The 22,485-nt window shown below is 63.7% G+C and carries 24 protein-coding genes, 2 tRNA genes and 1 pseudogene; 15 read left to right on the top strand and 12 right to left on the bottom strand.

Annotated features, from left to right (window positions below; translation table 11 throughout):
* Positions 1-2 precede the first annotated feature (2 nt).
* Positions 3-953: a thioredoxin-disulfide reductase gene (gene trxB, locus KOE53_RS06150; protein WP_188045093.1), complete on the top strand. Its 951-nt coding sequence runs from the start codon at positions 3-5 to the stop codon at positions 951-953.
* 27 nt (positions 954-980) lie between these two features.
* Positions 981-1,304 carry a thioredoxin gene (gene trxA / locus KOE53_RS06145; protein WP_188045092.1) on the top strand — a complete coding sequence of 108 codons (324 nt, stop codon included), beginning with the start codon at positions 981-983 and terminating at the stop codon, positions 1,302-1,304.
* Positions 1,305-1,362: 58 nt separating this feature from the next.
* Here trxA and KOE53_RS06140 read toward each other — a convergent pair whose 3' ends face one another.
* Genes KOE53_RS06140 through rpmH form a run of 9 tightly spaced genes read right to left on the bottom strand, consistent with a single transcriptional unit; the run spans position 1,363 to position 6,849 of the window.
* Positions 1,363-1,812 (bottom strand): SRPBCC family protein, encoded by a 450-nt coding sequence (locus KOE53_RS06140; RefSeq protein WP_188057798.1) that lies wholly within the window; start codon positions 1,810-1,812, stop codon positions 1,363-1,365.
* A 40-nt stretch (positions 1,813-1,852) separates the two neighbouring features.
* A complete protein-coding gene (locus KOE53_RS06135; protein ID WP_188045090.1) occupies positions 1,853-2,842 on the bottom strand; it encodes a ParB/RepB/Spo0J family partition protein in 990 nt (329 codons plus the stop codon).
* Between the two features lie 2 nt (positions 2,843-2,844).
* The gene (locus tag KOE53_RS06130) at positions 2,845-3,762 is read right to left on the bottom strand and encodes a ParA family protein (RefSeq protein WP_188045089.1); all 918 of its coding nucleotides are present in this window, start codon (positions 3,760-3,762) and stop codon (positions 2,845-2,847) included.
* Between the two features lie 52 nt (positions 3,763-3,814).
* Positions 3,815-4,510, bottom strand: a complete 696-nt coding sequence (gene rsmG / locus KOE53_RS06125; protein WP_188057797.1) for a 16S rRNA (guanine(527)-N(7))-methyltransferase RsmG — start codon at positions 4,508-4,510, stop codon at positions 3,815-3,817.
* A 14-nt stretch (positions 4,511-4,524) separates the two neighbouring features.
* Positions 4,525-5,040 (bottom strand): Jag family protein, encoded by a 516-nt coding sequence (locus tag KOE53_RS06120; protein ID WP_188057796.1) that lies wholly within the window; start codon positions 5,038-5,040, stop codon positions 4,525-4,527.
* Positions 5,037-5,987 carry a membrane protein insertase YidC gene (gene yidC, locus KOE53_RS06115; RefSeq protein ID WP_188057795.1) on the bottom strand — a complete coding sequence of 317 codons (951 nt, stop codon included), beginning with the start codon at positions 5,985-5,987 and terminating at the stop codon, positions 5,037-5,039. Before yidC ends, KOE53_RS06120 begins: the two co-directional genes overlap by 4 nt.
* 7 nt (positions 5,988-5,994) lie before the next feature.
* Entirely contained in the window at positions 5,995-6,330 is a 336-nt protein-coding gene (gene yidD, locus KOE53_RS06110) for a membrane protein insertion efficiency factor YidD (RefSeq protein ID WP_188045249.1), read from the bottom strand.
* Positions 6,331-6,335: 5 nt separating this feature from the next.
* Positions 6,336-6,683 carry a ribonuclease P protein component gene (gene rnpA / locus KOE53_RS06105; protein ID WP_188057794.1) on the bottom strand — a complete coding sequence of 116 codons (348 nt, stop codon included), beginning with the start codon at positions 6,681-6,683 and terminating at the stop codon, positions 6,336-6,338.
* Between the two features lie 28 nt (positions 6,684-6,711).
* Positions 6,712-6,849 (bottom strand): 50S ribosomal protein L34, encoded by a 138-nt coding sequence (gene rpmH, locus KOE53_RS06100; RefSeq protein ID WP_188045084.1) that lies wholly within the window; start codon positions 6,847-6,849, stop codon positions 6,712-6,714.
* Between the two features lie 349 nt (positions 6,850-7,198).
* On the opposite strand from rpmH, the gene dnaA reads away from it, so the two are divergent.
* From dnaA to KOE53_RS06055, 9 genes are all read left to right on the top strand, one after another.
* Complete coding sequence (dnaA, locus tag KOE53_RS06095; RefSeq protein WP_188045083.1) at positions 7,199-8,650, top strand: chromosomal replication initiator protein DnaA; 1,452 nt, start codon at positions 7,199-7,201, stop codon at positions 8,648-8,650.
* Positions 8,651-9,054: 404 nt separating this feature from the next.
* Positions 9,055-10,197 carry a DNA polymerase III subunit beta gene (gene dnaN / locus KOE53_RS06090; protein WP_188057793.1) on the top strand — a complete coding sequence of 381 codons (1,143 nt, stop codon included), beginning with the start codon at positions 9,055-9,057 and terminating at the stop codon, positions 10,195-10,197.
* Between the two features lie 8 nt (positions 10,198-10,205).
* Positions 10,206-11,573, top strand: coding sequence for a DNA replication/repair protein RecF (gene recF, locus KOE53_RS06085; RefSeq protein WP_188057792.1), 1,368 nt, complete (start codon positions 10,206-10,208; stop codon positions 11,571-11,573).
* Positions 11,570-12,067 carry a DciA family protein gene (locus KOE53_RS06080; RefSeq protein WP_241095475.1) on the top strand — a complete coding sequence of 166 codons (498 nt, stop codon included), beginning with the start codon at positions 11,570-11,572 and terminating at the stop codon, positions 12,065-12,067. Before recF ends, KOE53_RS06080 begins: the two co-directional genes overlap by 4 nt.
* A gap of 201 nt (positions 12,068-12,268) precedes the next feature.
* Positions 12,269-14,269, top strand: coding sequence for a DNA topoisomerase (ATP-hydrolyzing) subunit B (gene gyrB, locus KOE53_RS06075; RefSeq protein ID WP_188057791.1), 2,001 nt, complete (start codon positions 12,269-12,271; stop codon positions 14,267-14,269).
* A 22-nt stretch (positions 14,270-14,291) separates the two neighbouring features.
* Entirely contained in the window at positions 14,292-16,844 is a 2,553-nt protein-coding gene (gene gyrA, locus KOE53_RS06070) for a DNA gyrase subunit A (protein ID WP_188045247.1), read from the top strand.
* Complete coding sequence (locus KOE53_RS06065; RefSeq protein WP_188045079.1) at positions 16,837-17,247, top strand: DUF3566 domain-containing protein; 411 nt, start codon at positions 16,837-16,839, stop codon at positions 17,245-17,247. Before gyrA ends, KOE53_RS06065 begins: the two co-directional genes overlap by 8 nt.
* A gap of 61 nt (positions 17,248-17,308) precedes the next feature.
* Positions 17,309-17,382: transfer RNA gene (locus KOE53_RS06060), tRNA-Ile, on the top strand.
* 47 nt (positions 17,383-17,429) lie between these two features.
* Positions 17,430-17,502, top strand: a tRNA-Ala gene (locus KOE53_RS06055).
* 384 nt (positions 17,503-17,886) lie between these two features.
* Here the strand turns inward: KOE53_RS06055 and KOE53_RS13815 are convergent.
* Positions 17,887-18,000, bottom strand: a pseudogene (locus tag KOE53_RS13815) (ATP-binding cassette domain-containing protein); the annotation flags it as partial.
* 347 nt (positions 18,001-18,347) lie between these two features.
* Here KOE53_RS13815 and KOE53_RS06045 point away from each other — a divergent pair.
* Complete coding sequence (locus tag KOE53_RS06045; RefSeq protein ID WP_188045077.1) at positions 18,348-18,791, top strand: NUDIX hydrolase; 444 nt, start codon at positions 18,348-18,350, stop codon at positions 18,789-18,791.
* A gap of 249 nt (positions 18,792-19,040) precedes the next feature.
* On the opposite strand, the gene KOE53_RS06040 is transcribed toward KOE53_RS06045, so the two are convergent.
* Positions 19,041-19,547 carry a DNA/RNA helicase gene (locus KOE53_RS06040; RefSeq protein ID WP_188057789.1) on the bottom strand — a complete coding sequence of 169 codons (507 nt, stop codon included), beginning with the start codon at positions 19,545-19,547 and terminating at the stop codon, positions 19,041-19,043.
* A gap of 157 nt (positions 19,548-19,704) precedes the next feature.
* On the opposite strand from KOE53_RS06040, the gene KOE53_RS06035 reads away from it, so the two are divergent.
* A complete protein-coding gene (locus KOE53_RS06035; RefSeq protein ID WP_188045075.1) occupies positions 19,705-20,214 on the top strand; it encodes a peptidylprolyl isomerase in 510 nt (169 codons plus the stop codon).
* 4 nt (positions 20,215-20,218) lie between these two features.
* On the top strand, positions 20,219-21,115 hold the full coding sequence (locus KOE53_RS06030; protein WP_188045074.1) for a rhomboid family intramembrane serine protease: 897 nt from the start codon (positions 20,219-20,221) through the stop codon (positions 21,113-21,115).
* A gap of 234 nt (positions 21,116-21,349) precedes the next feature.
* Here the strand turns inward: KOE53_RS06030 and KOE53_RS06025 are convergent, their stop codons facing one another.
* Positions 21,350-21,628: a cell division protein CrgA gene (locus tag KOE53_RS06025; protein WP_188045073.1), complete on the bottom strand. Its 279-nt coding sequence runs from the start codon at positions 21,626-21,628 to the stop codon at positions 21,350-21,352.
* A gap of 89 nt (positions 21,629-21,717) precedes the next feature.
* Here KOE53_RS06025 and KOE53_RS06020 point away from each other — a divergent pair, with 89 nt between their 5' ends.
* Positions 21,718-22,485: a class E sortase gene (locus tag KOE53_RS06020; protein WP_188057788.1), complete on the top strand. Its 768-nt coding sequence runs from the start codon at positions 21,718-21,720 to the stop codon at positions 22,483-22,485.

The raw sequence follows: 22,485 nt of genomic DNA, 5'->3' as shown, positions 1-22,485 counted from the left end.
GCATGCACCAGATCATCATCATCGGTTCCGGCCCGGCAGGGTTCACTGCGGCAATCTACGCGGCGCGCGCCGGTCTTGAGCCGCTGCTGTTCGCGAGCTCGGTAGAGCCTGGCGGTGAGCTGATGAACACGACCGATGTCGAGAACTTCCCCGGCTTCCCCGAGGGGATCCAGGGGCCTGAGCTCATGGAGAAGATGCAGGCGCAGGCCGAGCGCTTCGGCACGAAGGTCGCATACGACGACGTCGCCTCACTCGATCTCTCGGGTGACGTGAAGAAGGTCACCACTTCGGACGGCACTGTGCACGAGGCCGCCTCGGTGATCTTTGCGACCGGCTCGGCCTACCGCAAGCTCGGCATCACTGACGAAGATCGCCTCTCGGGGCACGGTGTCTCGTGGTGCGCCACCTGCGACGGGTTCTTCTTCCGCGACAAGACGATCGCGGTCGTGGGCGGCGGCGACTCGGCGATGGAAGAGGCGACGTTCCTCACTCGCTTCGCCAAGAAGGTCTATGTGATTCACCGCCGAGACGAGCTCAAGGCGTCGAAGATCATGCAGCAGCGGGCATTCGACAACGAGAAGATCGAGTTCATCTGGAACGCCGGCGTCGAGGGTATCTCCGGGGACGACTCGGTCACGGGCGTCACGCTGCGCGACACCGTCACGGGCGAGGTGAGCGAGCTCGCGCTCGAGGGACTCTTCATCGCGATCGGCAATGACCCGCGCACCGCGCTCATTCACGGCGTCCTCGACCTCACGGCCGACGGCACGATCGCGGTTGACGGGCGCAGTTCTCGCACCTCGGTTCCCGGCGTCTTTGCCGCCGGCGACGTCATCGATCCCAGCTACCGGCAGGCAATCACGGCTGCCGCGTCCGGCACGGTCGCGGCCCTCGACGCCGAGCACTTCCTCGCGGCGCTCGCCGAGTCGGTTCCCGCCGGCGCCACCGCATAGTTTCCGACCCACCCATAAGGAGTTCGCATGTCCAACGCAATCACCGTCGACGAGGGCACCTTCGACCAGGTCGTCCTGCAGAGCGACATCCCCGTGCTGGTCGACTTCTGGGCAGTCTGGTGCGGCCCGTGCCGCGCCGTCGCGCCGATCCTCGATCAGATCTCGATCGAGCAGGAGGGCAAGCTGCGCGTCGTCAAGCTCAATGTTGACGAGAACCCGAACCTCGCCGCCCAGTACCGCATCACCTCCATCCCCGCGATGAAGGTGTTCAAGGACGGCGCTGAGGTCCTCGAAATCATCGGGGCCCAGCCCAAGTTGATGATCGAGAAGCAGCTCGCGGGCGTCCTCTAACCAACAGAACTCGCAAAAGAGGGGCCGGTCCAAGTGGGACTGGCCCCTCTTTTCTCGCTTACGCGCTCTCGGCGAGAGCTGCCAGCCGATCGATCGACGCTCGAAGGTTCTCGGCCGTCGTCGCGCGCGCCCGCTCCATGCGGCCCGGGTCATGCAGCTGCGTCCAGTCGTAGGTGTGCCGAACGAGCACTCGGTTCTCGGGGAGCGGCTCGATCTCCCAGCGCCAGAGGTGGCCCGGGGCCGCCTCGCCCACGGGCGCCGGCAGCCAGGCGATAAGCCGACCCTCGGCAAACTCGGCCACCCGGTTCTCGCGCACGCGATCGCCTACGTTCGTCATCACAAACACGTCGTGGGCGGCTCGAACTCGCTGGCCGGGGGCGGCCGATGACAGGTTGTTGTTGCCGTCCCACCGGGGCTGCTGGGCGGGGTCGGCAATCAGCTCAAACACGGTCTCCGCGTCAGCGGACACTTCGCGTTCCGCAGAAACGACTCTGAATTCTTCGCTCATGTCGCCAGTCAAGCACACCCGTACGGGTCCCGGGAGAGGCCTAACTAAATCCGGGGTCGCCGAGCTCGTGCAGGATCCGGTTGAGGTCTTGAATCGTCGCGAACTCGATCACGACCTGGCCTTTCTTGGCCGTCAAGTTCACCTTCACCCGAGTGTCTAGGCGATCCCCGAGGCGCTCACCGATCTCGGCAAGCTGACCGAGGCGGCCTCCCGGACGAGGCTTGGGACGCTTCGGGCGGGTGTCACTCGCCACCGCCTCAGCGGCGCGGACAGACAGGCCCTCGTTGACGATCTTGTCAGCGAGATGGGTCATCGCGATATCGTCGCCCGTCAGGGCGAGAATCGCGCGCGCGTGCCCCGCCGAGAGCACCCCGGCAGCGACACGCGACTGAATAGTCTCGGGAAGCTGCAATAGCCGGATCGTGTTCGTGATCTGCGGGCGCGATCGTCCAATGCGCTGCGCCAGCTGTTCCTGCGTGATCCCAAAGTCAGCGAGCAGCTGCTGATAGGCCGATGCCTCTTCCAGGGGGTTCAGCTGAGCGCGGTGCAGGTTCTCGAGCAGCGCGTCGCGCAGCATGTCCTCGTCGGCCGTGCTGCGCACGATCGCGGGGATCTCGGTGAGGCCGGCTCGCTTGCTGGCTCGGAGGCGGCGCTCACCCATGATGAGTTCGAAGCGGGGCTCGCCCTTCGCGGGCGCCGGCTCGATGGCCCTGACCACGATGGGCTGGAGCACGCCGAACTCGCGCACACTGTGCGTGAGCTCGCTGAGCGCTTCCTCGTCAAACTCGGTGCGAGGCTGCACCCGGTTGGGGACAATGTCCAGCGGCGAGAGGTGCATGAGCGTCGCGCCGGGCACCTCGCGGAGCGTGTGCTCGTCGTCGGGCACTTCGATCTCGGCGCTCGGCTCAGCCTTGGCGGCCACAGAATTTGACGGGAAGAACACGTCTACCGGTCGCTCACCCTCGCTGGGGGACTGCGGAATCAGCGCGCCAATGCCTCGACCGAGTCCGCTTCGCTTCTTGGTGGCCATCGTTACGCTCCTTCAATCTGCTCGTCGATCCCGCGACCGGGGGAAGTGTTGCTCCGCTCGGCCATTTCGGCCGCCGCCTCGAGATAAGCGAGCGCGCCGGTCGACGAGGGGTCGTAGGCGAGCACGGTCTGCCCGTAGCTCGGTGCCTCCGAGATTCTCACTGAACGAGGGATCGCCACAGCCAGGGTCTCGGCTGGGAAGTGCGTGCGCACTTCCTCGGCGACTTCCTGGGCGAGATTCGTTCGTGAGTCGTACATGGTGAGCAGGATCGTGGAGACCCGAAGGGTCGGATTCAGGTGCTTCTCGATCAGCGCAATGTTGCCGAGCAGCTGGCTCAGCCCCTCGAGCGCGTAGTACTCGCACTGGATCGGAATGAGTACCTCATCGGCAGCGACGAACGCGTTGACCGTGAGTAGGCCGAGCGACGGCGGGCAGTCAATGAAGACGTAGTGGAAATTGTGCTCGGGGTCCTCGAGGAAGCTCTGTACCGCGGTACGCAGGCGCTGCTCCCGGGCGACGAGCGAGACGAGTTCGATCTCAGCGCCGGCAAGGTGAATCGTCGAGGGCACGCAGAACAGGTGATCGTTGTCGCTCGCCTGCTGGATGGCGTCCGCGATGGTGGCGTCGCCGAGGAGCACGTCGTAGACGCTTGTCACCTCGGGCCGGTGCTCGACGCCGAGCGCGGTCGAGGCGTTCCCCTGAGGGTCGAGATCGATCACGAGCACGTTCGCCCCCCGGCGCGAGAGCGCCGCGGCAAGGTTGACGGTCGTGGTGGTTTTCCCCACGCCGCCCTTCTGGTTCGAGACCGTAATGACGCGAGTACGCGCGGGCAACGGCGAGTTCGTGGCCTCCAACTTACGGCGACGCCGAACTTTGTCCGCAAGGTGATTCCCCAGCGGTGTGCTCTCGACTTCTGTCATTAGTTCCTCGTGCGCCGCGCGGCGGCCGTTTGTCAGCTGAAAACGACAGGGCTCACGCGCCGCGTGAGCCTCGCTCTACTGTAGCCCGAAAGACGCGCGTACTTTCAGCAAGAAGTCCCTCGCCGAGAATCTCGAAGCGCGCGTCGCGGAGCTTGTACTTGGCGATCGCCTTCCGCGCCGACTCGATCTCCGCCTCGACACTCGCGCCCTTCAGCAGCAGGAACTCGCCGCCGTCGCGCAGCAGGGGAGCCGTGAGGGGGACGAGCGTGCGAAGCGCGGTGACCGCTCGGGCCGTAACCTGATCGACCTCCACCGCGCCGCCGTGGAATTCTTCGGCTCGGCCACGCTGCGTGCGGACGTTCTCGAGGCCCAAGCGGTCGATCTGCTCGTCCAGCCACGCGATCCTGCGTTCCATCGGCTCGATGAGCACGAACTCCGCATCGGGCCGCACGATGGCGAGAACCAGCCCCGGCATGCCGCCACCCGTGCCGATGTCGGCGACGCGTGCTCCCGATCGAATGAGCGGGGCGAGCAGTGCCGAGTTCAGTAGGTGCCGCGTCCAGAGACGCGGGGGCTCGAGCGGACCAATGAGGCCGAGCTCTTCGCCGCGGCGACCGAGGTCCTCGGCGAACTGCCGCAGGACCGGAAGCCGGTCACCCGCCAGCACAGCGGCCGCTGCCGGCTCTGCTTCGACCGGAATGGCGTCGTGGCCTTCGGGCGTCACTCGGGGTGCGTCGTCGTGAGTCATCGTTTCACGTGAAACTACTCGGCGACCGAGTCGCTGGCCGCGATCGGGCGGATGACGAGACGGCGGTCCCGGCCTTCCCCGCGCGACTCCGAGTGGTGGGCGCGCTCGGCGACGTAGTCGTGCACGAGCTTGCGTTCGTAGGACGACATCGGCTCAAGCTCGATCTCGGCGCGGCCGGCGGCAATGGCCGCGATCGCGTGGTCGACCAGACGCTGGAGTTCTGAGGTGCGTGCCTCACGCGATCCAGCGACGTCGAGGATGAGACGGGAGAAGCGTCCCGTACGGGCCTGCACCGAAAGGCGGCTCAGCTCCTGCAGCGCCTGCACGGTATCGGGAGTCGCGAGGCGATCAAGATCCTCGCTGCCCGAGATCGACAGGTACGCGCGCCCATTGCGGACGTCAATGTCGAGGTCTCCATCGAGATCGGTGATGTCGAGCAACGCCTCAAGGTAATCGGCGGCAAGGTCGCCCTCGGCCTCGAGTTCACTCAGGCTCGGCTCGCCGGCCGGGGTCTCCGGGATCGCGGTCATGCCTTCTTCCCGCCCTTCTTCGCGCGCTTCGCGCTCACCGGCTGCTGACGCTGGCCCACCTGACGCGCGGCTTCCGCAACTTCCTCGGGGGTCGCATCATCCGTGAGCTTGCCCTTCGCCCGCAGGCGCTCCTGGCGGGCGCGGTATGCGTCACTGCCCGGGGTCGGCATGTTCCGGATCACGATGAACTGCTGTGCCATGGTCCAGATGTTGGAAGAGAACCAGTAGATGTTCAGCGCGAGCGGGAATGCGACGCCGGAGAAGAGGAACATGAAGGGAATGATGTACAGCATGATCTTCTGCTGGCGGTACATCGGCGACTGTTTGGTCTCGTCCGAGACGTTCTTCGAGACGATCTGCAGCTGCGTGAAGAACTGCGAGGCGATCATCAGGATGACGATGATCCCGAGCATAATGACGACCGGGGTCTGCCCGGCCTCCCAGCCCTGCGTGAACGTCATCTTGAGCGGGGCGCCAAATATGGATGCGGCGTTAAAGCTCGCTGTGAGGCTCTCGTTCATCAGGCCGATGCCCGGCTGGTTGTCCGAGGCGTGGCGCAGCACGTAGAAGAGCGAGAAGAAGACCGGCATCTGCAGCAGGATCGGCAGGCAGGAAGCGAACGGGTTCGTCCCGTGCTTCTTGTACAGCGCCATGGTCTCGCGGCTCATAGCCTCACGCGAGAACTGATCCTTCTTGCCCTTGTACTTGTCCTGGACCTTCTTCAGCTGCGGCGCCATGTCCATCATGCGACGCTGCGACTTGATCTGGCGCACCGTCAGTGGGATCAGTGCTGAGCGCACCACGACGACGACGCCCAGGATCGCCAAGACCCAGGTGAGCCCACTTGCAGGATCCATGCCGAGCCACGTGAAGAGCTGGTGCCAGAGAACGAGCACGCTCTCGACGAGCCAGCGCAGCGGCCAGAGTATGGTCTCGAAGAAATCCATCTGTGGACTACACCTTTCGGGTAACGGCAGCAGGCTCTGGGACGGTTGCCCCATGTGCACAGACAAAACCGTGAGTATTCGTACGGAAGTGTGGGTTCAGCGGTGTGGGAACGTCGTCGATCCCGCCCGCGGAAAAGGGATTGCAGCGAAGCAGTCGGCGGATGGTCAGCCAGACGCCGCGAACAAACCCGTGCTGCTGGTACGCCTCAAGCGAGTAGCGCGAGCACGAGGGGTAGTACCGACAGACCTCACCGTAGAGCGGAGAGATCAGGCGTCGATAGACCTTCATGATGGTGATCGCCGCGTTGCGGGGGAGCAGCCAAAGAAACGTGGCGACATTCATCTGCGTCACTGATTCCTCTCTGCAACCACGCGGCGTACTGCCCGACCGACTTCGTCTGCCATTCTCGCGTATGGCACATCTGAAGAGGCAGGGAGTACGCGAAATACTACGTCCACCCCGGTGAGTCCATCGTGCAGCAGGGCCTCAGTGATGCCCTTCAGGCGGCGGCGCACAAGATTTCGCGTGACCGCGTTGCCCACCGCCTTCGTAACGATGTATCCGAAACGTGCAGGATCCTCCGGGGAACGCAAAACCGCGTGGGTGATGCAATATGCACCTCCCACGCGGCGGCCCTTACGGACGATGCTTCGGTACTCGTCACCCCGCGTGACTCGATGTTGCCTCGACGGCACGATCGTTCGGGTTCGAGTGAAGCGTCAGTTACGCGGAGAGCTTCGTGCGGCCCTTGGCGCGACGTGCGCCGAGGATCGCGCGACCCGCACGGGTGCGCATGCGAAGGCGGAAGCCGTGCACCTTGGCGCGGCGGCGGTTGTTGGGCTGGAACGTGCGCTTGCTCATGAAACTCTCCGTTGCGTGGAATTAAAACACCCAGCCGCAGATGACCAGGAAATCGGAACGGGCACGAGAGGCCCATACAAAGCGTTAACACTACGCCGAAATGCCGGCCCCGTCAATGTGAGGCGCGTCAGCGCGCAAATACCATCCGCGTGCGGCATTTCTCTCGTAGGCAAATCGGCGAGTCGCAATTTCACGACTTGCCTGGTGCGTACGGCGTGGTTAGCGTGGACTCCAAGTTATCCCCAGGTGGTGGATAATTTTCTGTGTCGCCCAGGTTTCCGTAGGTTTGCTTGTGGATAACCTTGGGGATGAGCTTCGATAGTCGGAGCGTGAAGAGCCAGGAGAAGGCGTGACTGAGGACGACGTACGGCGCATTTGGGCGCACGTGATTCGGGTAATCACGGACGACCCGACGGTTCCGCCGTCCCTGATTGGCCAATTGGCACTTGCCGTTCCTCGCGGAATTGGCGGAGGCGCGATCTATCTGGCCGTGCAGCACGAGTTCACCCTCCAGATCCTGGAGTCGCGCTTGCGCCCGATCATCATGGCGGAGATCGCGAAGCTTCCTGAAGCCGCCGAGGTCGAGACGTTTGTCGTCATTGTGGACCCTGATGCGCAGCCGGACTTCGAACTCGATGTCCCGGGGGAGGAGTCTGATGCCGGTGGCGATCAGCGCGGACTGAGTGATTCACCCTTCACCGATCCGGCGCCGTCGCGGCCGATTCCCGTCGAGCCGTTTGGGCGCCATGCGGATACGTCAAATCGCGAAGAGAGCCAGCTCAACGAGAAGTACCGGTTTGAGAGCTTCGTGATCGGACAGTCGAACCGGTTCGCGCACGCAGCTGCATTCGCCGTAGCCGAGGCGCCCGCAAAGGCGTACAACCCACTTTTTATCTATGGCGACTCGGGCCTCGGCAAGACCCACCTGCTGCACGCAATTGGCCACTATTCCAAGGAACTGTTCAACGGCGTGCGCGTGCGCTACGTCAGCTCCGAGGATTTCACCAACGACTTCATCAACTCAATCGCCAACAACCAGGGTGCCAAGTTCCATGCGAAGTACCGGAGCGTGGACATCCTCCTGATCGACGATATTCAGTTCCTCCAGGGCAAGGCTGAGACGCAAGAAGCGTTCTTCCACACGTTCAATACCCTGCACGACCACAACAAGCAGGTCGTCATCACGAGCGACGTGCAGCCCAAGCATTTGACGGGGTTCGAGGAGCGGATGCTGTCTCGCTTCGAATGGGGTCTCCTCACTGACATTCAGGTACCTGACCTCGAGACGCGCATCGCTATCCTGCGCAAGAAGGCCCAGCGCGAGAAGCTGCACGTGCCCGATGAGATTCTTGAGTTCATCGCGACCAAGTTCACGTCGAATATTCGCGAGCTTGAGGGAACCCTCATCCGAGTGACGGCATTCGCCAGCCTGAACCAGCAGGCGATCGACATGGCGCTCGTGCAAACGGTGCTCAAGGACCTCATTACCTTGGATGAGGACAACGAGATTCAGCCGAGTGACATCATCACGGTCACGGCAGATTACTTCTCGCTCTCGATCGATGACCTCTACGGCTCGTCGCGCGCGCAACAGATCGCGACTGCTCGGCAGATCGCGATGTACCTATGCCGAGACCTGACTGACCTGTCACTTCCGAAGATCGGTCAGCTGTTCGGCGGTCGCGATCACACGACCGTGATGTACGCGTACAAGAAGATCTCGCAGCTGATCGCGGAGCGTCGCTCGATCTACAACCAGGTCACGGAGCTCACCACACGCATCAAGCAAGGCACGCGTTAACAGCCCCGATTTGTCCACAGTCCACAGGCCCCCTGTGGATAACTCCGGACAAGTCACCAAAAGATGTGGATTACTGCCCCCTGCCTGTGCAATCAGCTCCTGCGGGCGGATCCGCATCATTCCGCGGAAGTGGCCGCGTGCACAGGCCACTCACAAGTCACAAGCGTGTGGTTCCCAGTCGCCGACTGGCCTCGGCAGAGTTATCCACAGTTTCCACAGGCGTTAACACTGTTAACAAGATTTCTGTAATTTAGGGGGCGCTCGATCACACCCAGTGCCGAGGGCCCTGACAAGAAGTTGGGTGCCCCTTCCTCCGGGAGTATGCAAAGATTGTGAAGCCGTGAGGACTGGTCACAATTTGTGACCCCATTCACGTACCCACTGACCAGAACGAGGAGCAGCGTATGCGTTTCACCGTCAACCGCGATGTTTTCAGCGAGGCGGTCTCGTTTGCAGTGAAGTTGCTCCCGCAGCGTCCGACGCAGCCGCTGCTCAGTGGGGCGCTGATCGAGGCGAGTGCCGGCGAGATTACCATCTCCTCATTCGACTACGAAGTGTCGTCACGCACGGTCGTCACCGCTGATGTTCAGGAGCCGGGTCGCGCGCTCGTATCGGGCCGTTTGCTCGGTGATATTGCCAACCGCTTGCCGCAAGCAGACGTCATCATCACGCTGCTGGATGGCAGGGTAACGGTCAAGTGCGGTTCCGCATCTTTCAGCCTCCCCTCGATGCCCGTGGAGGAGTATCCGCAGATTCCCCGCGTAGACACCGTCTCGGGCCTGGTGCCCGCAGACGCCTTTGCGGATGCGGTCTCGCAGGTCGGCGCCGCCGCGTCCAAGGACGACGTGACCCCCGTCATCACGGGTGTGCAGTTCGAGGTCACCCAGAATTCACTGACGCTCACCGCTACAGACCGCTACCGCGTCGCTATTCGCGGTATCGACTGGGAGAACTCCAACGGCGGAGAAGAGCTCACGGCCCTCGTCCCGTCCAAGATTGTCACCGAGGTGGGAAAGACCTTCGCTTCCAGCGGACAGGTGCAGGTCTCGATCGTGCGCAACGACGAGCGCGAGCTCATCGCGTTCACCGGGGGCAACAAGACCGTGACTTCGCTGCTTATCAAGGGCAATTATCCGCCCGTTCGCCGACTCTTCCCGGAGACCGTAGATAACTACGCCGTGGTGAACACCGCGGATCTCATTGAGGCGACGAATCGTGTCGGACTCGTCCTCGAGCGCGAGGCCGCACTGCGCTTCAGCTTCCGTGAGGGGAGTGTCACCCTTGAAGCCGCCGGTTCTGAGACTGCGCAGGCATCCGAGACGATCGATGCGCATCTTGCCGGCGAGGAGATGACCGTTTCTCTCAAGCCGCAGTTCCTGCTTGACGGGCTACGCTCGACACACTCTGAGTTCGCGAGAATCGCATTTACCCGCACCGACAACCCATCTAAGCCTGGGCCCGTGCTCATTACGAGCCAACGAAGCAAGGATGAGGCGTCTGACGAGAGCTTCCGGTACCTGCTGCAGCCAAACCTGTTGCTCCGCTAAGGAGTCCAGTGCGGGTCGTACATCTCACGCTCTCGGACTATCGCAACTACGAAGCCGCTGAGCTCGAGCTGTCGCCTGGGGCGAACCTGCTGCTGGGGCGCAACGGGCAGGGGAAGACGAACCTCGTCGAGGCGATCGCTTATTTTGCCGGATTGAGCTCTCACCGCGTGACGAGCGACGCACCGCTCATTCGCGCTGGCGCGGACTCTGCTGTGATGCGGATGCGGGTGCAGCTTACCGATCGCGACGCTCTGCTAGAGCTGCAGCTCAACCGGGACCGGCCCAATCGCGCCCAGATCAACCGAAACGGCACGAAACCCAGGGAGATCACACAGTACTTTTCGTCGGTCGTGTTCGCGCCTGAGGATCTGTCGCTGGTTCGGGGAGATCCAGGCATTCGCAGGAGGTTCCTCGACGAGGGGCTCGTTGCCCGAATTCCGGCAGCGGCGGGCGTCATCGCTGATTACGAACGCGTTGTGCGGCAGCGCACTGCGCTCCTCAAGTCCGCGCGATCCACGGGGAAGAAGGATGCCGTGCGCGCGACGCTGGACGTCTGGGACGAACGGCTCATCGACCTCGGGAGTCGAATAGTCGCAGAACGCGCACGATTCGTTCGCGATCTCGCTGAACCACTTGCGTTGGGATACGCCGCGCTCGTCGAAAACGATCACCGCCCCACAATGCATATCGCGAGCTCAATTGCGGCCGCACTGTCCAAGGGTGCCGATGTTTCACGTGAAACAGCTCTCGCTGGGGGAGTAGGGGCTGCAGGTATTGCGGGGAGTGTTTCACGTGAAACAATCTCAGCTGCATTTCGGAGGGCACTCGATGCGGTGCGCACTGCGGAACTCGATCGTGGCCTGACATTGGTGGGTCCGCATCGCGATGATCTCGTTCTCGAGCTGAATGGCCTCCCCGTGAAGGGGTATGCCAGTCACGGGGAGTCCTGGTCGTTCGCGCTGGCACTTCGTCTCGCTACTGCGCGATTGTTCCGCGCGGAGGCCCGCCACGGAGATCCAGTCGTGATTCTGGACGATGTGTTCGCGGAGTTGGATGAGCGCCGCCGCAGTCGACTCATGGCCGCGGTTCGTGATTTTGAGCAGGTGATCGTGACCGCAGCGGTGCAGGCAGATGTCCCTGCGGACGTCCCGTGGCGCATTGCTCGCGTTGAGGCCGGAGTGGTTCGTCAAGACGCAGACGCGCGCGCACAATCCGAAATGGCCCAAAATTCACCGGAGAATCGCGCTGACACAACTCAGTCGAGCGATTCTTCGCCCCAGATAGGGGCAACTGAGGCAGCTATCGCGCACGATTCAACGCTGATACTTCCTCAAGAAGAGGCCTCTGATCAGGCCAAAAGTGGTGAACTGCCGTGACACGTCCCGCTGGTGACCCGGGGTTCGCGACGGAGAGCTACCGGCGGGCGAAGTCAATCTGGCGGGGGATTCCCCTCACCAAAGAGGCCCGTGCACGCAAGCAGATGCTCCGCACCGCGTCGCAGCCGTTTGCTTCTGGCCGCGACCCGCGCCCGCTGGGGGACATTATCACGGGAGAGGCCGCGACGATGGGCTGGACGCTCGAGCTCGCGCAGGCCCGCCTGATTGATCAGTGGCCGCAGCTGGTCGGTGAGGCTATGGCCGGCCACGCGCAGGTGACGCGCATTGAGAATGGCGTGCTCCAGGTGCAGTGTGACTCAACCGCGTGGGCGACCGAGCTGCGGCGACTGCGTGGCGAGATCATCACACGCATGTTGCGCGAGCACCCGGAGGCCCAGGTGCGCGAGATTCGTTTCATCAGGCCCGGTGCGCCCTCTTGGAAACACGGACCCAGATCAGTTCAAGGGCGCGGTCCGCGCGATACCTACGGGTAGCCGAGCTGTTCCGTCATTTCCCCGTCTTTTCGGCCCGGAGCGGGCGAAAATCGAGGTTTTCGCGCCCCCGAATTGATAGGGTGGTGTATTGAGTGTGACTCCGTGCAGCTGCCGGGTGATGCTCCGAACACACAATGCTTGATGACAGGCGCCTCCATGCGGAAGCCGTCTGCGTCGCGGAGCGGATGAGGAACCCACGAGATGACTGCTGAACCCGAAGGCACCGAGACGAAGAACGAGTATGGTGCCGGCGACATCCAGGTTCTTGAGGGCCTTGAGGCGGTGCGCAAGCGCCCCGGTATGTACATCGGTTCCACTGGTCCCCGCGGCCTGCACCACCTGGTGTACGAGATTGTCGACAACTCGGTAGACGAGGCGTTGGCCGGATACTGCGACACCATCGACGTCACGATCCTGGCCGACGGTGGCGTACGCGTCATCGATAACGGTCGCGGCATCCCGGTGGCGATGCACCCGACTGAGGGAAAGTCCACGGTTGAGGTCGTATTGACGATCCTGCACGCAGGTGGAAAGTTCGGCGGCGGCGGATACGCGGTCTCCGGTGGCCTGCACGGCGTGGGGTCTTCTGTCGTAAACGCCTTGTCGAGCCGCTTCAATGTCGCGGTTCAGCGCGAAGGTTTCACGTGGAACATGAGCTTCACGGACAGCGTCCCGGACGCGCCGCTCGCCCAGGGGGAGCCGAGCGATGGCACGGGCACCACGATTTCTTTCTGGCCGAGTGCAGCCATTTTTGAGTCGATCGAGTTCGACTACGCGACGCTCAAGACCCGCTTCCAGCAGATGGCCTTCTTGAACAAGGGCCTGCGCATTAACCTCACGGACGAGCGCGCACAGGATCCCATCATCGACGAGCACGGCGAGGAACAGCCTGCCCCGCAGCCGCACCACTCGTTCATGTACGAGAACGGCATCCAGGACTACGTGCAATACCTGAACTCGGCAAAGCGTGCCGATCTCGTGCACGACGAGATCATCGCTTTTGAATCAGAGGACAAGGAACGTCGCATCTCGCTGGAAATGGCGATGCAGTGGACCACGGCCTACACCGAGAGCGTGCACACCTACGCCAACACGATCAACACCCACGAGGGTGGCACCCACGAAGAGGGCTTCCGCGCGGCACTCACCACGCTGGTGAACAAGTACGCGCGGGAGAAGAACATCCTCAAGGAAAAGGATGAGAACCTATCGGGCGACGATGTGCGCGAGGGCCTGACCGCCGTCGTGTCCATCAAGCTGGGGGAGCCACAGTTCGAGGGTCAGACCAAGACGAAGCTCGGCAACACCGAGGCGAAGGCGTTCGTCCAGAAGGTTGTCGGCGATCACCTGGGGGACTGGTTCGAGCGCAACCCGAACGCGGCGAAGGAGATCATCCGGAAGGCGCTGCAGGCGGCGACCGCGCGTCTCGCGGCGCGCAAGGCCCGTGAGACTGCGCGGCGCAAGGGGCTTCTCGAAGGCGGCGGCATGCCGGGCAAGCTCAAGGACTGCTCGTCGAAGGATCCCTCGATCTCAGAGATCTTCATCGTGGAGGGCGACTCGGCCGGTGGTTCCGCCGTTCAGGGCCGCAACCCCGCGACGCAGGCGATCCTGCCGCTGCGCGGAAAGATCCTGAACGTCGAAAAGGCGCGTCTCGACCGAGCGCTCGGCAATGCTGAAGTCCAGGCGATGATCACCGCGTTCGGCGCGGGCATCGGCGAGGAGTTCAACACCGACAAGGCGCGCTATCACAAGATCGTTCTGATGGCCGATGCCGACGTCGACGGACAGCACATTACGACTCTGCTGCTCACGCTGCTCTTCCGGTACATGCGTCCCCTCATCGAGCTCGGCTACGTGTACCTTGCGCAGCCGCCGCTGTACCGCCTCAAGTGGACCAACGCCGAGCACGAATACGTGTTCAGCGACGCCGAGCGTGACGCCCAGCTTGCCGCTGGCGCGGCCGCCGGCCGCCGCATTCCCAAGGACAACGGGATCCAGCGCTACAAGGGCCTCGGCGAGATGAACTACCAGGAGCTGTGGGAGACCACCATGAGCCCGGAAACGCGGACGCTTCTGCAGGTCACCATGGACGACGCGGCGCAGGCCGATGAGACGTTCTCGACCCTGATGGGCGAGGACGTCGAGGCCCGACGAACCTTTATTCAGCAGAACGCGAAGGACGTGCGTTTCCTTGACATCTAATACCCCCGACTCGGAGAGCCTGATGGACGGCGAAAACCAGACTGACGAGACCCAGGCGGGCGACGCCGTTCACGGCCGTATCGACCAGGTTGACCTGCGTCTTGAGATGCAGCGCTCGTACCTCGACTACGCCATGAGCGTCATCGTGGGACGCGCCCTTCCCGACGTGCGTGACGGGCTGAAGCCCGTCCACCGCCGCGTGATCTACGCAATGTTCGATGGCGGATATCGTCCTGACCGGGCATTTTCCAAGTGCCAGCGCGTGGTCGGCGACGTTATGGGCCAGTACCACCCGCACGGCGACTCGGCCATTTATGACGCGCTGGTGCGCCTCGTCCAGCCGTGGAGCCTGCGCTACCCGCTCGCACTCGGGCAGGGAAACTTTGGCTCTCCCGGCAACGACGGCGCCGCTGCTCCTCGGTACACCGAGACCAAGATGGCGCCACTCGCGATGGAGATGGTGCGGGACATCGACGAGGACACCGTCGATTTCCAGGAGAACTACGACGGTCGCACGCAGGAACCCTCGATCCTGCCTGCTCGCTTCCCGAACCTGCTGGTGAACGGTTCAGCGGGTATCGCGGTCGGCATGGCCACGAACATCCCCCCGCACAACCTGCGTGAGGTTGCCGACGGCGCCCGCTGGGCACTCGAACACCCCGAGGCGACGCGCGAGGAGCTCCTCGAAGCGCTCATGGCTCGCATCAAGGGGCCTGACTTCCCGACCGGTGCGCAAATTCTCGGCACCAAGGGGATCCACGACATGCAGCGCACCGGTCGCGGATCGGTCACGATGCGCGCCATCGTCAACATCGAGGAGCTGCAGAACCGCACCTGCCTCGTGGTGACGGAACTGCCGTACCAGGTGAATCCCGACAACCTCGCTATCAAGATCGCGGACCTCGTCAAGGAGGGCCGCGTGCAAGGCATTGCGGACATCCGCGACGAGACGAGTGGTCGTACCGGTCAGCGCCTCGTCATCGTGCTCAAGCGTGACGCGGTTGCCAAGGTGGTGCTGAACAACCTGTACAAGCACACGCAGCTGCAGGAGAACTTCGGCGCGAACATGCTCGCGATCGTCGACGGGGTGCCTCGCACCCTGCCGGTGGACGGTTTTATTACCGCCTGGGTCAAGCACCAGATCGAGGTTATTGTCCGACGCACCGCCTTCCGTCTCAAGAAGGCCGAAGCCGAGGCTCACATCCAGCGTGGCTACCTCAAGGCACTCGATGCTCTCGACGCGGTGATCGCCCTGATCCGGCGCTCGCCTACCGTCGACGAGGCGCGCGAGGGCCTTATGAAGCTGCTCTCGGTGGACCAGATTCAGGCCGACGCCATCCTCGCCCTGCAGCTGCGGCGCCTCGCCGCACTCGAGCGCCAGAAGATTATGGATCTCGCGTCAAAGCTCGAGGCCATGATCGCGGAGTTCGAGGGGATCCTCGCCTCGCCCGAGCAGCAGCGCACGATCATCATCGACGAACTGGCCGAGATCGTCGACAAGTTCGGCGACGAGCGACGCACGAACATCCTGCTCGGTTACGACGGCGACATGTCGATGGAAGACCTGATCCCGGAAGAGGAGATGGTCGTCACCGTCACTCGCGGGGGCTACATCAAGCGCACGCGCATCGACAACTACCGCACGCAGCACCGCGGCGGCAAGGGTGTCAAGGGTGCGCAGCTGCGCGCCGATGACATCGTCGAGCACTTCTTCGTCACCACGACGCATCACTGGCTGCTGTTCTTCACGAACACCGGCCGGATGTACCGTGCGAAGACGTATGAGGCGCCGGAAGGCGGCCGGGACGCAAAGGGCCAGCACGTCGCGAACCTGCTCGCGCTCGCGCCCGAGGAGACGATCACGCAGATCATCGACGTCCGTGACTTCGATCCGGACCGCTTCCTCATCCTCGCGACCCGTGACGGGCTTGTGAAGAAGACGCGTCTCGAGGAGTACGACACCAACCGCACGGGCGGCATCATCGCGATCAAGCTGCGCGAGGGCGACGAGCTCGTCTCGGCGCTCATCACCGAGGCGTCGAGCGACGTGCTGCTGGTCTCGACCCGGGGAATGTCGGTTCGGTTCACCGCGTCGGACGAAGCACTGCGCCCGCTGGGTCGCTCGACGAGCGGCGTGCGGGGCATGAACTTCCGCGAGGGCGACAGCCTCCTGTCGGCCTCGGTGCTGCGCGACGGCGGGTACGTCTTTGTGGTCACCGAGGGCGGCTACGCGAAGCGCACCTCGATTGACGAGTACCGCGTGCAGCAGCGCGGCGGCTACGGCATCAAGGTGGCAAAGCTCGACGAGGCTCGCGGCGATCTCGTGGGCGGCCTCATCGTCGACGAGGGCGACGAAGTGCTCGCGATTCTGGCGAGCGGCAAGGTCGTACGCTCGGACGTCGCCGAGGTTCCTGCCAAGGGCCGGAACACCATGGGCGTCGTGTTTGCGCGATTCCCAGACGCCGACCGTATTATTGGGATCGCCCGAAACTCGGAACGCAACCTTGAAACCGATCCTGCAGGGGAGTCGGACGCAGAGGGCACCGCGGAGAACAAGGAAGACGTGAATGAGTAACACTGTTGCAGACAAGCTCGCCCGCAAGACCCGCAAGAAAGCGCCGGCGAAGCAGGTACGCCTGAAGCTCGTCTATGTCGACTTCTGGTCGGCCGTGAAGTTCTCTTTCCTGGTGTCGCTGTGCCTCGCGATCGTCAGCATCGTCGCGACAGTGTTGATCTACACCGTGCTGCTGCAGACGGGGGCTCTGTCGAAGGTCAACGAGATCTTCATGGACATCGTCGGCGGCGACGACATCAACCTGATGCAGATCATCGGCTTCCCGCAGGTCTTCGGATTCGCGATCGTCGTCGGCATTTTGAACACGATTGTGGGCACCGCGCTCGGCGCCATCGCCTCGCTCGTGTACAACCTGCTGGTGCGGGTTCTCGGCGGTTTCCAGCTCGGATTCACGAGCAACTAGCCCGGGATCCCATGCCGATTTTTAATTCTGCCGCAGGTTAGGTAGAGTTATTTCTCGGTAGGGGGGTATAGCTCAGTTGGTTAGAGCGCTTCACTGATAATGAAGAGGTCCCAGGTTCAAATCCCGGTATCCCCACCGTTTCTCGCAAGAGAAACAGATCCACCCCGGATCGCAGTTTGATCGGGGCCTTAGCTCAGTTGGTAGAGCGCCTGCTTTGCAAGCAGGATGTCGGGAGTTCGATTCTCCCAGGCTCCACGGTTACCCCCAGTTCCTCGCCGAACTGGGGGTTTTCCATTTTCCGCTCGGTCACATCACGATGTCGCGCCGCCGGGACCCGGCAAATCGATGTCGCCAGGGAGTCAACGCACCTTCCCGACAACGAGGAACGCGACGCACCAGGCTGAGAAGTCGCGGCCACCAGCGATTTTCGCCCGCTGGCAGCGTCTGCAGCACCCAACCCAGGGTGATTCACCTAGAGCGTGCATTCCGGCGCCTGCAGGGCCCCGCGCGAGCCGCGCAGCGGGAACAGCGTGGCCTGCCAGCCCCCCGTCGACGCGGCACCAATAGGCACGACCTCTCCTTCGCCTCGTACAGGCGCAGGAAGAGTCGCTCGGGCGACGGAGGATTCACCGTGCCTGAGTCGGCGCGAAGCCGCCCGAACAGCACGCGAATGGTGGTGGACTCTCCCGACCCATTCGGACCCAGAAAGCGATGTGCCTTACCCGCCTGGACGCGCAGATCGAAGCCGTGCACGGGAGGAAACTTCCCGAAGGATCTCGTGAGTCCGTGTACGTCAGCAACCGAGGTGACTGCACCCACCGGAACGTCTCCTCGTCCAACGGTTATCCACACCGGTCAACCCACTCGAAGCCTGGGCTCGTCGCGTCAGCAGCAGGAAGAGTTCCCCGGGAACTCGCGGATGACAAGAAATTACACGGATGTGATTCTCCACAGAAATGTGCACAGCTTGTGGATAACTCTGGGGCGGGGCAGCACGGAGCGACGTGGGGGTGAGTCGGCCACCTGCACGGCATGATCCTGACAGCAGCCACCGACATTTTGCCGCCCACCCGACCCGCTTGCGCCACTAGGCTCGGGGGATGGAGACGCGGGTCGCGGCATACGCCGTCATTGTGCGCGAGGATGAGCTACTGCTCACACACTGGCGCCGCGGTCGCATGCACGGATGGACCCTTCCTGGCGGCGGGCTCGAGCCCGGAGAAGACCCCCGCGACGCCGCGGTGCGGGAAATCTGGGAAGAGACCGGCCTGCGCGCCCGGCTGGGTCAGCTGCTCGGTGTCGATTCGCGGGTGCTCGTGCGCGAGGAGATCAAGGACGGCTCGGACCCTGAGCTGCACACGGTCCGCATCATCTACCGCGCAGAGGTCGAGGACGCGCCCCTGCAGCACGAGGTCGATGGGTCGTCGGACGAGGCGCGATGGGTCCCGCTCGATCGGCTGCACGAGCTGCGCACACTGTCGCTCGTGCGCGTGGGGCTCGAACACGCCGGGCTGCGCGTGCCGCGTCCCAGCACACCCGCCTAGGTCTCGGGTGCGCGGAGGCCTCGGGGCCGTGGGTCGCACTTCTCGGCAAGATTGGCATTGCCGGAGTCGGAACCCGCCGGAGATCGCTCCGGGAAGTAAGAATGCGCCGGGAAGTGCGCAGCTCACCCCGACGATGCCGGCCCGGGTACGGTACAACAGCGGCGGGAGCCCGGCCAATAGCCGAACTCCCGTTCATGTCGCTCAGGCGCGCAGCAGGCAGGATCCTGTCCTGCAACGCCGCGCTGAACGCTAGCTGTCGTTCTCGGGGGCAATCCAGAGTTCGTCGTCGGTGCGGAACGCCTGCCAGATTGCGTACCCAACGCCGGCTGCGGCGACGACGCCGAGACCGAGGGCGACGACGCTCCCGAAACCGCGCTTCTTGCGCTGCGGCGCGAGCAGTCCCTTGCGCTCTCCGAAGCGGCGCAGCTCGCTGGCCGTCTCGTGCTGTTCGATCTGATCGAGCTTCTGCACCGCGTTGGCGAGCGCCGCGGCGACGACCGGAGTCGCGACTCGGCGCACCTGACCCGCGGCCTGGCGGGCGGCAAAGATGCCGCGATCCACCGAGGGACGGACAGTGTCGAGCGCTGAACCGACCCGAGGTGCAACGACCTCGTCGCCGAGGTGGCGCGCCTGACGTGTTGCTTCGTGGAGCACTGTGCCGGCGTGGCCCAGTACTTCCTTCTGCTGATCGAGCACGCTCTCGGCGAGTGACCGCAGCTGCTTGAGTTCGCGTTGACGCTTGCGAGAAAGGGCCATGGGATCCTCCGCTGGTTCTACCGGACCGGTGTGTTTTCCCACGCTACACCGATTCACCTGCAAGGCGAGAGCAACTGCGCGAACCGACAGGGAACCCCAACGAATGCCCAGGAAGAACCAATGGGACTCACAGAGGGTGCGCCCGTAGACTTGCACGATGACCACTCACACTGCAGTAGCGACCGTCCAGACCAACCACGGTGACATCGTCATCAACCTGTTTGGGGATCACGCTCCCAAGACTGTCAAGAACTTCGTCGACCTGGCCGAAAAGGGCTTCTACGACGGGGTCATCTTCCACCGCATCATTCAGCAGTTCATGCTGCAGGGCGGCGACCCCACGGGCACCGGCACCGGCGGCCCCGGCTACACCTTCGACGACGAGATCCACCCCGAGCTCGTTTTCAACAAGCCCTACCTGCTCGCCATGGCGAACGCCGGCAAGCGCCCCGACCTGACGGGCCGCCTCGCAGGCACCAATGGCTCGCAGTTCTTCATCACCACGGTGCAGACCCCGCACCTGAACGGCAAGCACACCATCTTCGGTGAGGTCGCCGACGAGGCGTCGCGCGCGGTTGTTGACGCGATCGAGGCCGTCCCCACCGGCGGCATGGACCGTCCGGTCGAGGACGTCGTCATCACCGGCGTCACGATCACCCAGGCCTAGCCCGGTGACGCAGTTCGGAGAACGGGCCGAGTACGGCCCGAATGACGTGTGTTACCGCCACCCCCAGGTGCACAGCTTTACGCTCTGCCAGCGGTGTGGTCGCACGATCTGCCCGGACTGCCAAACCGCTTCCGCCGTCGGGGTGCTGTGTCCGCAGTGCATGCGCGACACGCTCCCCGGCGCGGGAACTCAACTGAAGCGGAAGGTGCGCGCGAGCAGCCGGATGATGGCTGACACGGGCACCCCCGTCGTGACCTACGCGATCATGGGTCTGTGCGTACTCGTCTATGCGGCGCAGCTCCTCATTCCCTCGGTCACCCCCGCGCTCTGGTACGCCCCGGTGTATTCCCTCCCCGGCCAGTTCGAGCCGTGGCGCATGGTTACCGCGATGTTCACCCACTCGACCGGGTCCATCTTCCACATCCTGTTCAATCTCTACACGCTCTGGCTTTTCGGGCGTGAGCTTGAGCGCGCGGTGGGGCGGGTCAACTTTGCCGTGCTGTACGTGCTCGCAGGCATCGGTGGCTCGGCGGCCGTGCTGCTCTGGGGCTACACCTCGCTCGAAGCACTGCGCACGCCCACTGTTGGCGCGTCGGGCGCCATCTTTGGCGTACTCGCCGCGACCCTGGTCGCGCTGCGGGCCGCGAACATCAATGCACGCACCCTCTTCGTGATGATCGCGATCAACGTCGGCATCGGCTTCTTGCCCGGCACCGCGATCTCGTGGCAGGCCCACCTGGGCGGCATCGTCGTCGGCGCGGCCGTGATGGGTGTGTACGTGAGCCTGCGTGGGCCGCGCCGCCGCGCCGCCCGTATTGCCGCGGTTACCGGTATCGCGCTCGTACTCGTTGTGGTGGCCGCCGCCTACTATCTGATCTGGCCGGTTTCGGCTCTCACGTAGGTATTTTGCCCGGTGGAAAGTTATCCACAAGTTTGTGCACACCCTGTGGGAAATCACACCGGTGTAACTCACAGGGTTTCTCCCGCGGAATTACGGGAGATTTTGCAGGATCCCGCCGATTTGTCCCCAGCGTCATCCACAGGCTCGTCCGCGTAGCGGCACTCTCGGGCAGGCGGCACAATGACAACGGCCCGCTGATCCAACCGGATCAGCGGGCCGTTCGAGTCTGTGTGGCTAGCGCCAGCGCGTCGTCATGAGGAAGCCGACGAGGACCAGGCCGAAACCGACGAAGATGTTGCCCTGCTGCAGCGCAGGAATCGGCAGCGACAGGGAAGCGCTCGTGATGTAGTACAGAACGATCCAGATGAGACCAGCGAGCATGAATCCGAACATGACCGGCTTGAACCACGCGGGGTTCGGTGCCTGTTCGGCGCCGGAGTGCTGTTCCGCGCGCTGCTCTGCGATCGCGTCTGACTTCTTACGCTTGCTGACGTCCTTCGAAGCTGCTGCCATGCGCAAGAGTCTAGCGGTTCGATGAGCGTTGCGACATGCACACGGTTCTCCCACGGACAGCGCATTCCACCCGGCCCTAGAATGGCGACATGAATGAGGCCTCAACCGAGCCCAGGCGCGCGCAGCGCAAGCGCCGTCGCGCGCACCTGAGCCCGTTGACGGTGATCGGCGAGCTGCTGCTCATCGGGGGCGTCGCGACGCTCGGCTACCTCGTCTGGCAGCCCTGGTACACGACCACGGTCGTGGCGGGTCAGAACGCGGCGATCGCCGACGAACTGAGCGCGCAGTGGCGAGCGCACCCGGCGCCGCCGCCCGCGGATCCGGGAGTGGTCCCGATCACCGCAGTTGTGCCAGAGGGAGAAGCGTTCGGCGTGCTGCGCGTCCCCGCATTCGGACGAGACTTTGCGTATCGACTCGCAGAGGGCACCAGCATGAGTCAGGTGCTGAACGATCCCGAGCTCGGCATTGGCCGCTACACCGAGACCCAAATGCCCGGGCAGCCCGGAGGGAACGTGGGCTTCGCAGCTCACCGCTCAGGGCCAGCGACGACGCCCTTTCGCGACATCATGAACCTGCGCATCGGCGACCCGCTCTTCATTGAGACCGTCGACGGCTGGTACACCTATCGCTTCCGCGACATCGAATACGTCTTGCCCAGCGCCGGCGAGGTCCTGTCGCCGTTCCCGTGGCTCGACGGGGTTGCGGGCGAGGACCAGATCTTGACCCTCACGACGTGCCACCCGAAACTCTCGGGCAACACCGAGCGCGCGATCAGCTATGCCGTGCTCGAGAGTTTCCAGCCCGCTGCGGACGGTGTCCCGCCGGAGTACACCGAACTCATTAGTCAGGGGGCCTAA

Origin of the sequence: Leucobacter sp. CX87, assembly GCF_018682295.1 — a bacterium.
Taxonomy (GTDB): domain Bacteria; phylum Actinomycetota; class Actinomycetes; order Actinomycetales; family Microbacteriaceae; genus Cx-87.
The sequence above is the reverse complement of the archived record's forward strand: the minus strand, read 5'-3'. Positions and strand labels throughout refer to the sequence as shown.

What these genes read in the sequence shown, in the direction of transcription:
- trxB (WP_188045093.1), top strand. Translation starts at nt 3, where the DNA reads ATGCACCAGATCATCATCATCGGTTCCGGCCCGGCAGGGTTCACTGCG.
- trxA (WP_188045092.1), top strand. Translation starts at nt 981, where the DNA reads ATGTCCAACGCAATCACCGTCGACGAGGGCACCTTCGACCAGGTCGTC.
- KOE53_RS06140 (WP_188057798.1), bottom strand. Translation starts at nt 1,812, where the DNA reads ATGAGCGAAGAATTCAGAGTCGTTTCTGCGGAACGCGAAGTGTCCGCT.
- KOE53_RS06135 (WP_188045090.1), bottom strand. Translation starts at nt 2,842, where the DNA reads ATGGCCACCAAGAAGCGAAGCGGACTCGGTCGAGGCATTGGCGCGCTG.
- KOE53_RS06130 (WP_188045089.1), bottom strand. Translation starts at nt 3,762, where the DNA reads ATGACAGAAGTCGAGAGCACACCGCTGGGGAATCACCTTGCGGACAAA.
- rsmG (WP_188057797.1), bottom strand. Translation starts at nt 4,510, where the DNA reads ATGACTCACGACGACGCACCCCGAGTGACGCCCGAAGGCCACGACGCC.
- KOE53_RS06120 (WP_188057796.1), bottom strand. Translation starts at nt 5,040, where the DNA reads ATGACCGCGATCCCGGAGACCCCGGCCGGCGAGCCGAGCCTGAGTGAA.
- yidC (WP_188057795.1), bottom strand. Translation starts at nt 5,987, where the DNA reads ATGGATTTCTTCGAGACCATACTCTGGCCGCTGCGCTGGCTCGTCGAG.
- yidD (WP_188045249.1), bottom strand. Translation starts at nt 6,330, where the DNA reads ATGAATGTCGCCACGTTTCTTTGGCTGCTCCCCCGCAACGCGGCGATC.
- rpmH (WP_188045084.1), bottom strand. Translation starts at nt 6,849, where the DNA reads ATGAGCAAGCGCACGTTCCAGCCCAACAACCGCCGCCGCGCCAAGGTG.
- dnaN (WP_188057793.1), top strand. Translation starts at nt 9,055, where the DNA reads ATGCGTTTCACCGTCAACCGCGATGTTTTCAGCGAGGCGGTCTCGTTT.
- gyrB (WP_188057791.1), top strand. Translation starts at nt 12,269, where the DNA reads ATGACTGCTGAACCCGAAGGCACCGAGACGAAGAACGAGTATGGTGCC.
- gyrA (WP_188045247.1), top strand. Translation starts at nt 14,292, where the DNA reads ATGGACGGCGAAAACCAGACTGACGAGACCCAGGCGGGCGACGCCGTT.
- KOE53_RS06065 (WP_188045079.1), top strand. Translation starts at nt 16,837, where the DNA reads ATGAGTAACACTGTTGCAGACAAGCTCGCCCGCAAGACCCGCAAGAAA.
- KOE53_RS06045 (WP_188045077.1), top strand. Translation starts at nt 18,348, where the DNA reads ATGGAGACGCGGGTCGCGGCATACGCCGTCATTGTGCGCGAGGATGAG.
- KOE53_RS06040 (WP_188057789.1), bottom strand. Translation starts at nt 19,547, where the DNA reads ATGGCCCTTTCTCGCAAGCGTCAACGCGAACTCAAGCAGCTGCGGTCA.
- KOE53_RS06035 (WP_188045075.1), top strand. Translation starts at nt 19,705, where the DNA reads ATGACCACTCACACTGCAGTAGCGACCGTCCAGACCAACCACGGTGAC.
- KOE53_RS06025 (WP_188045073.1), bottom strand. Translation starts at nt 21,628, where the DNA reads ATGGCAGCAGCTTCGAAGGACGTCAGCAAGCGTAAGAAGTCAGACGCG.
- KOE53_RS06020 (WP_188057788.1), top strand. Translation starts at nt 21,718, where the DNA reads ATGAATGAGGCCTCAACCGAGCCCAGGCGCGCGCAGCGCAAGCGCCGT.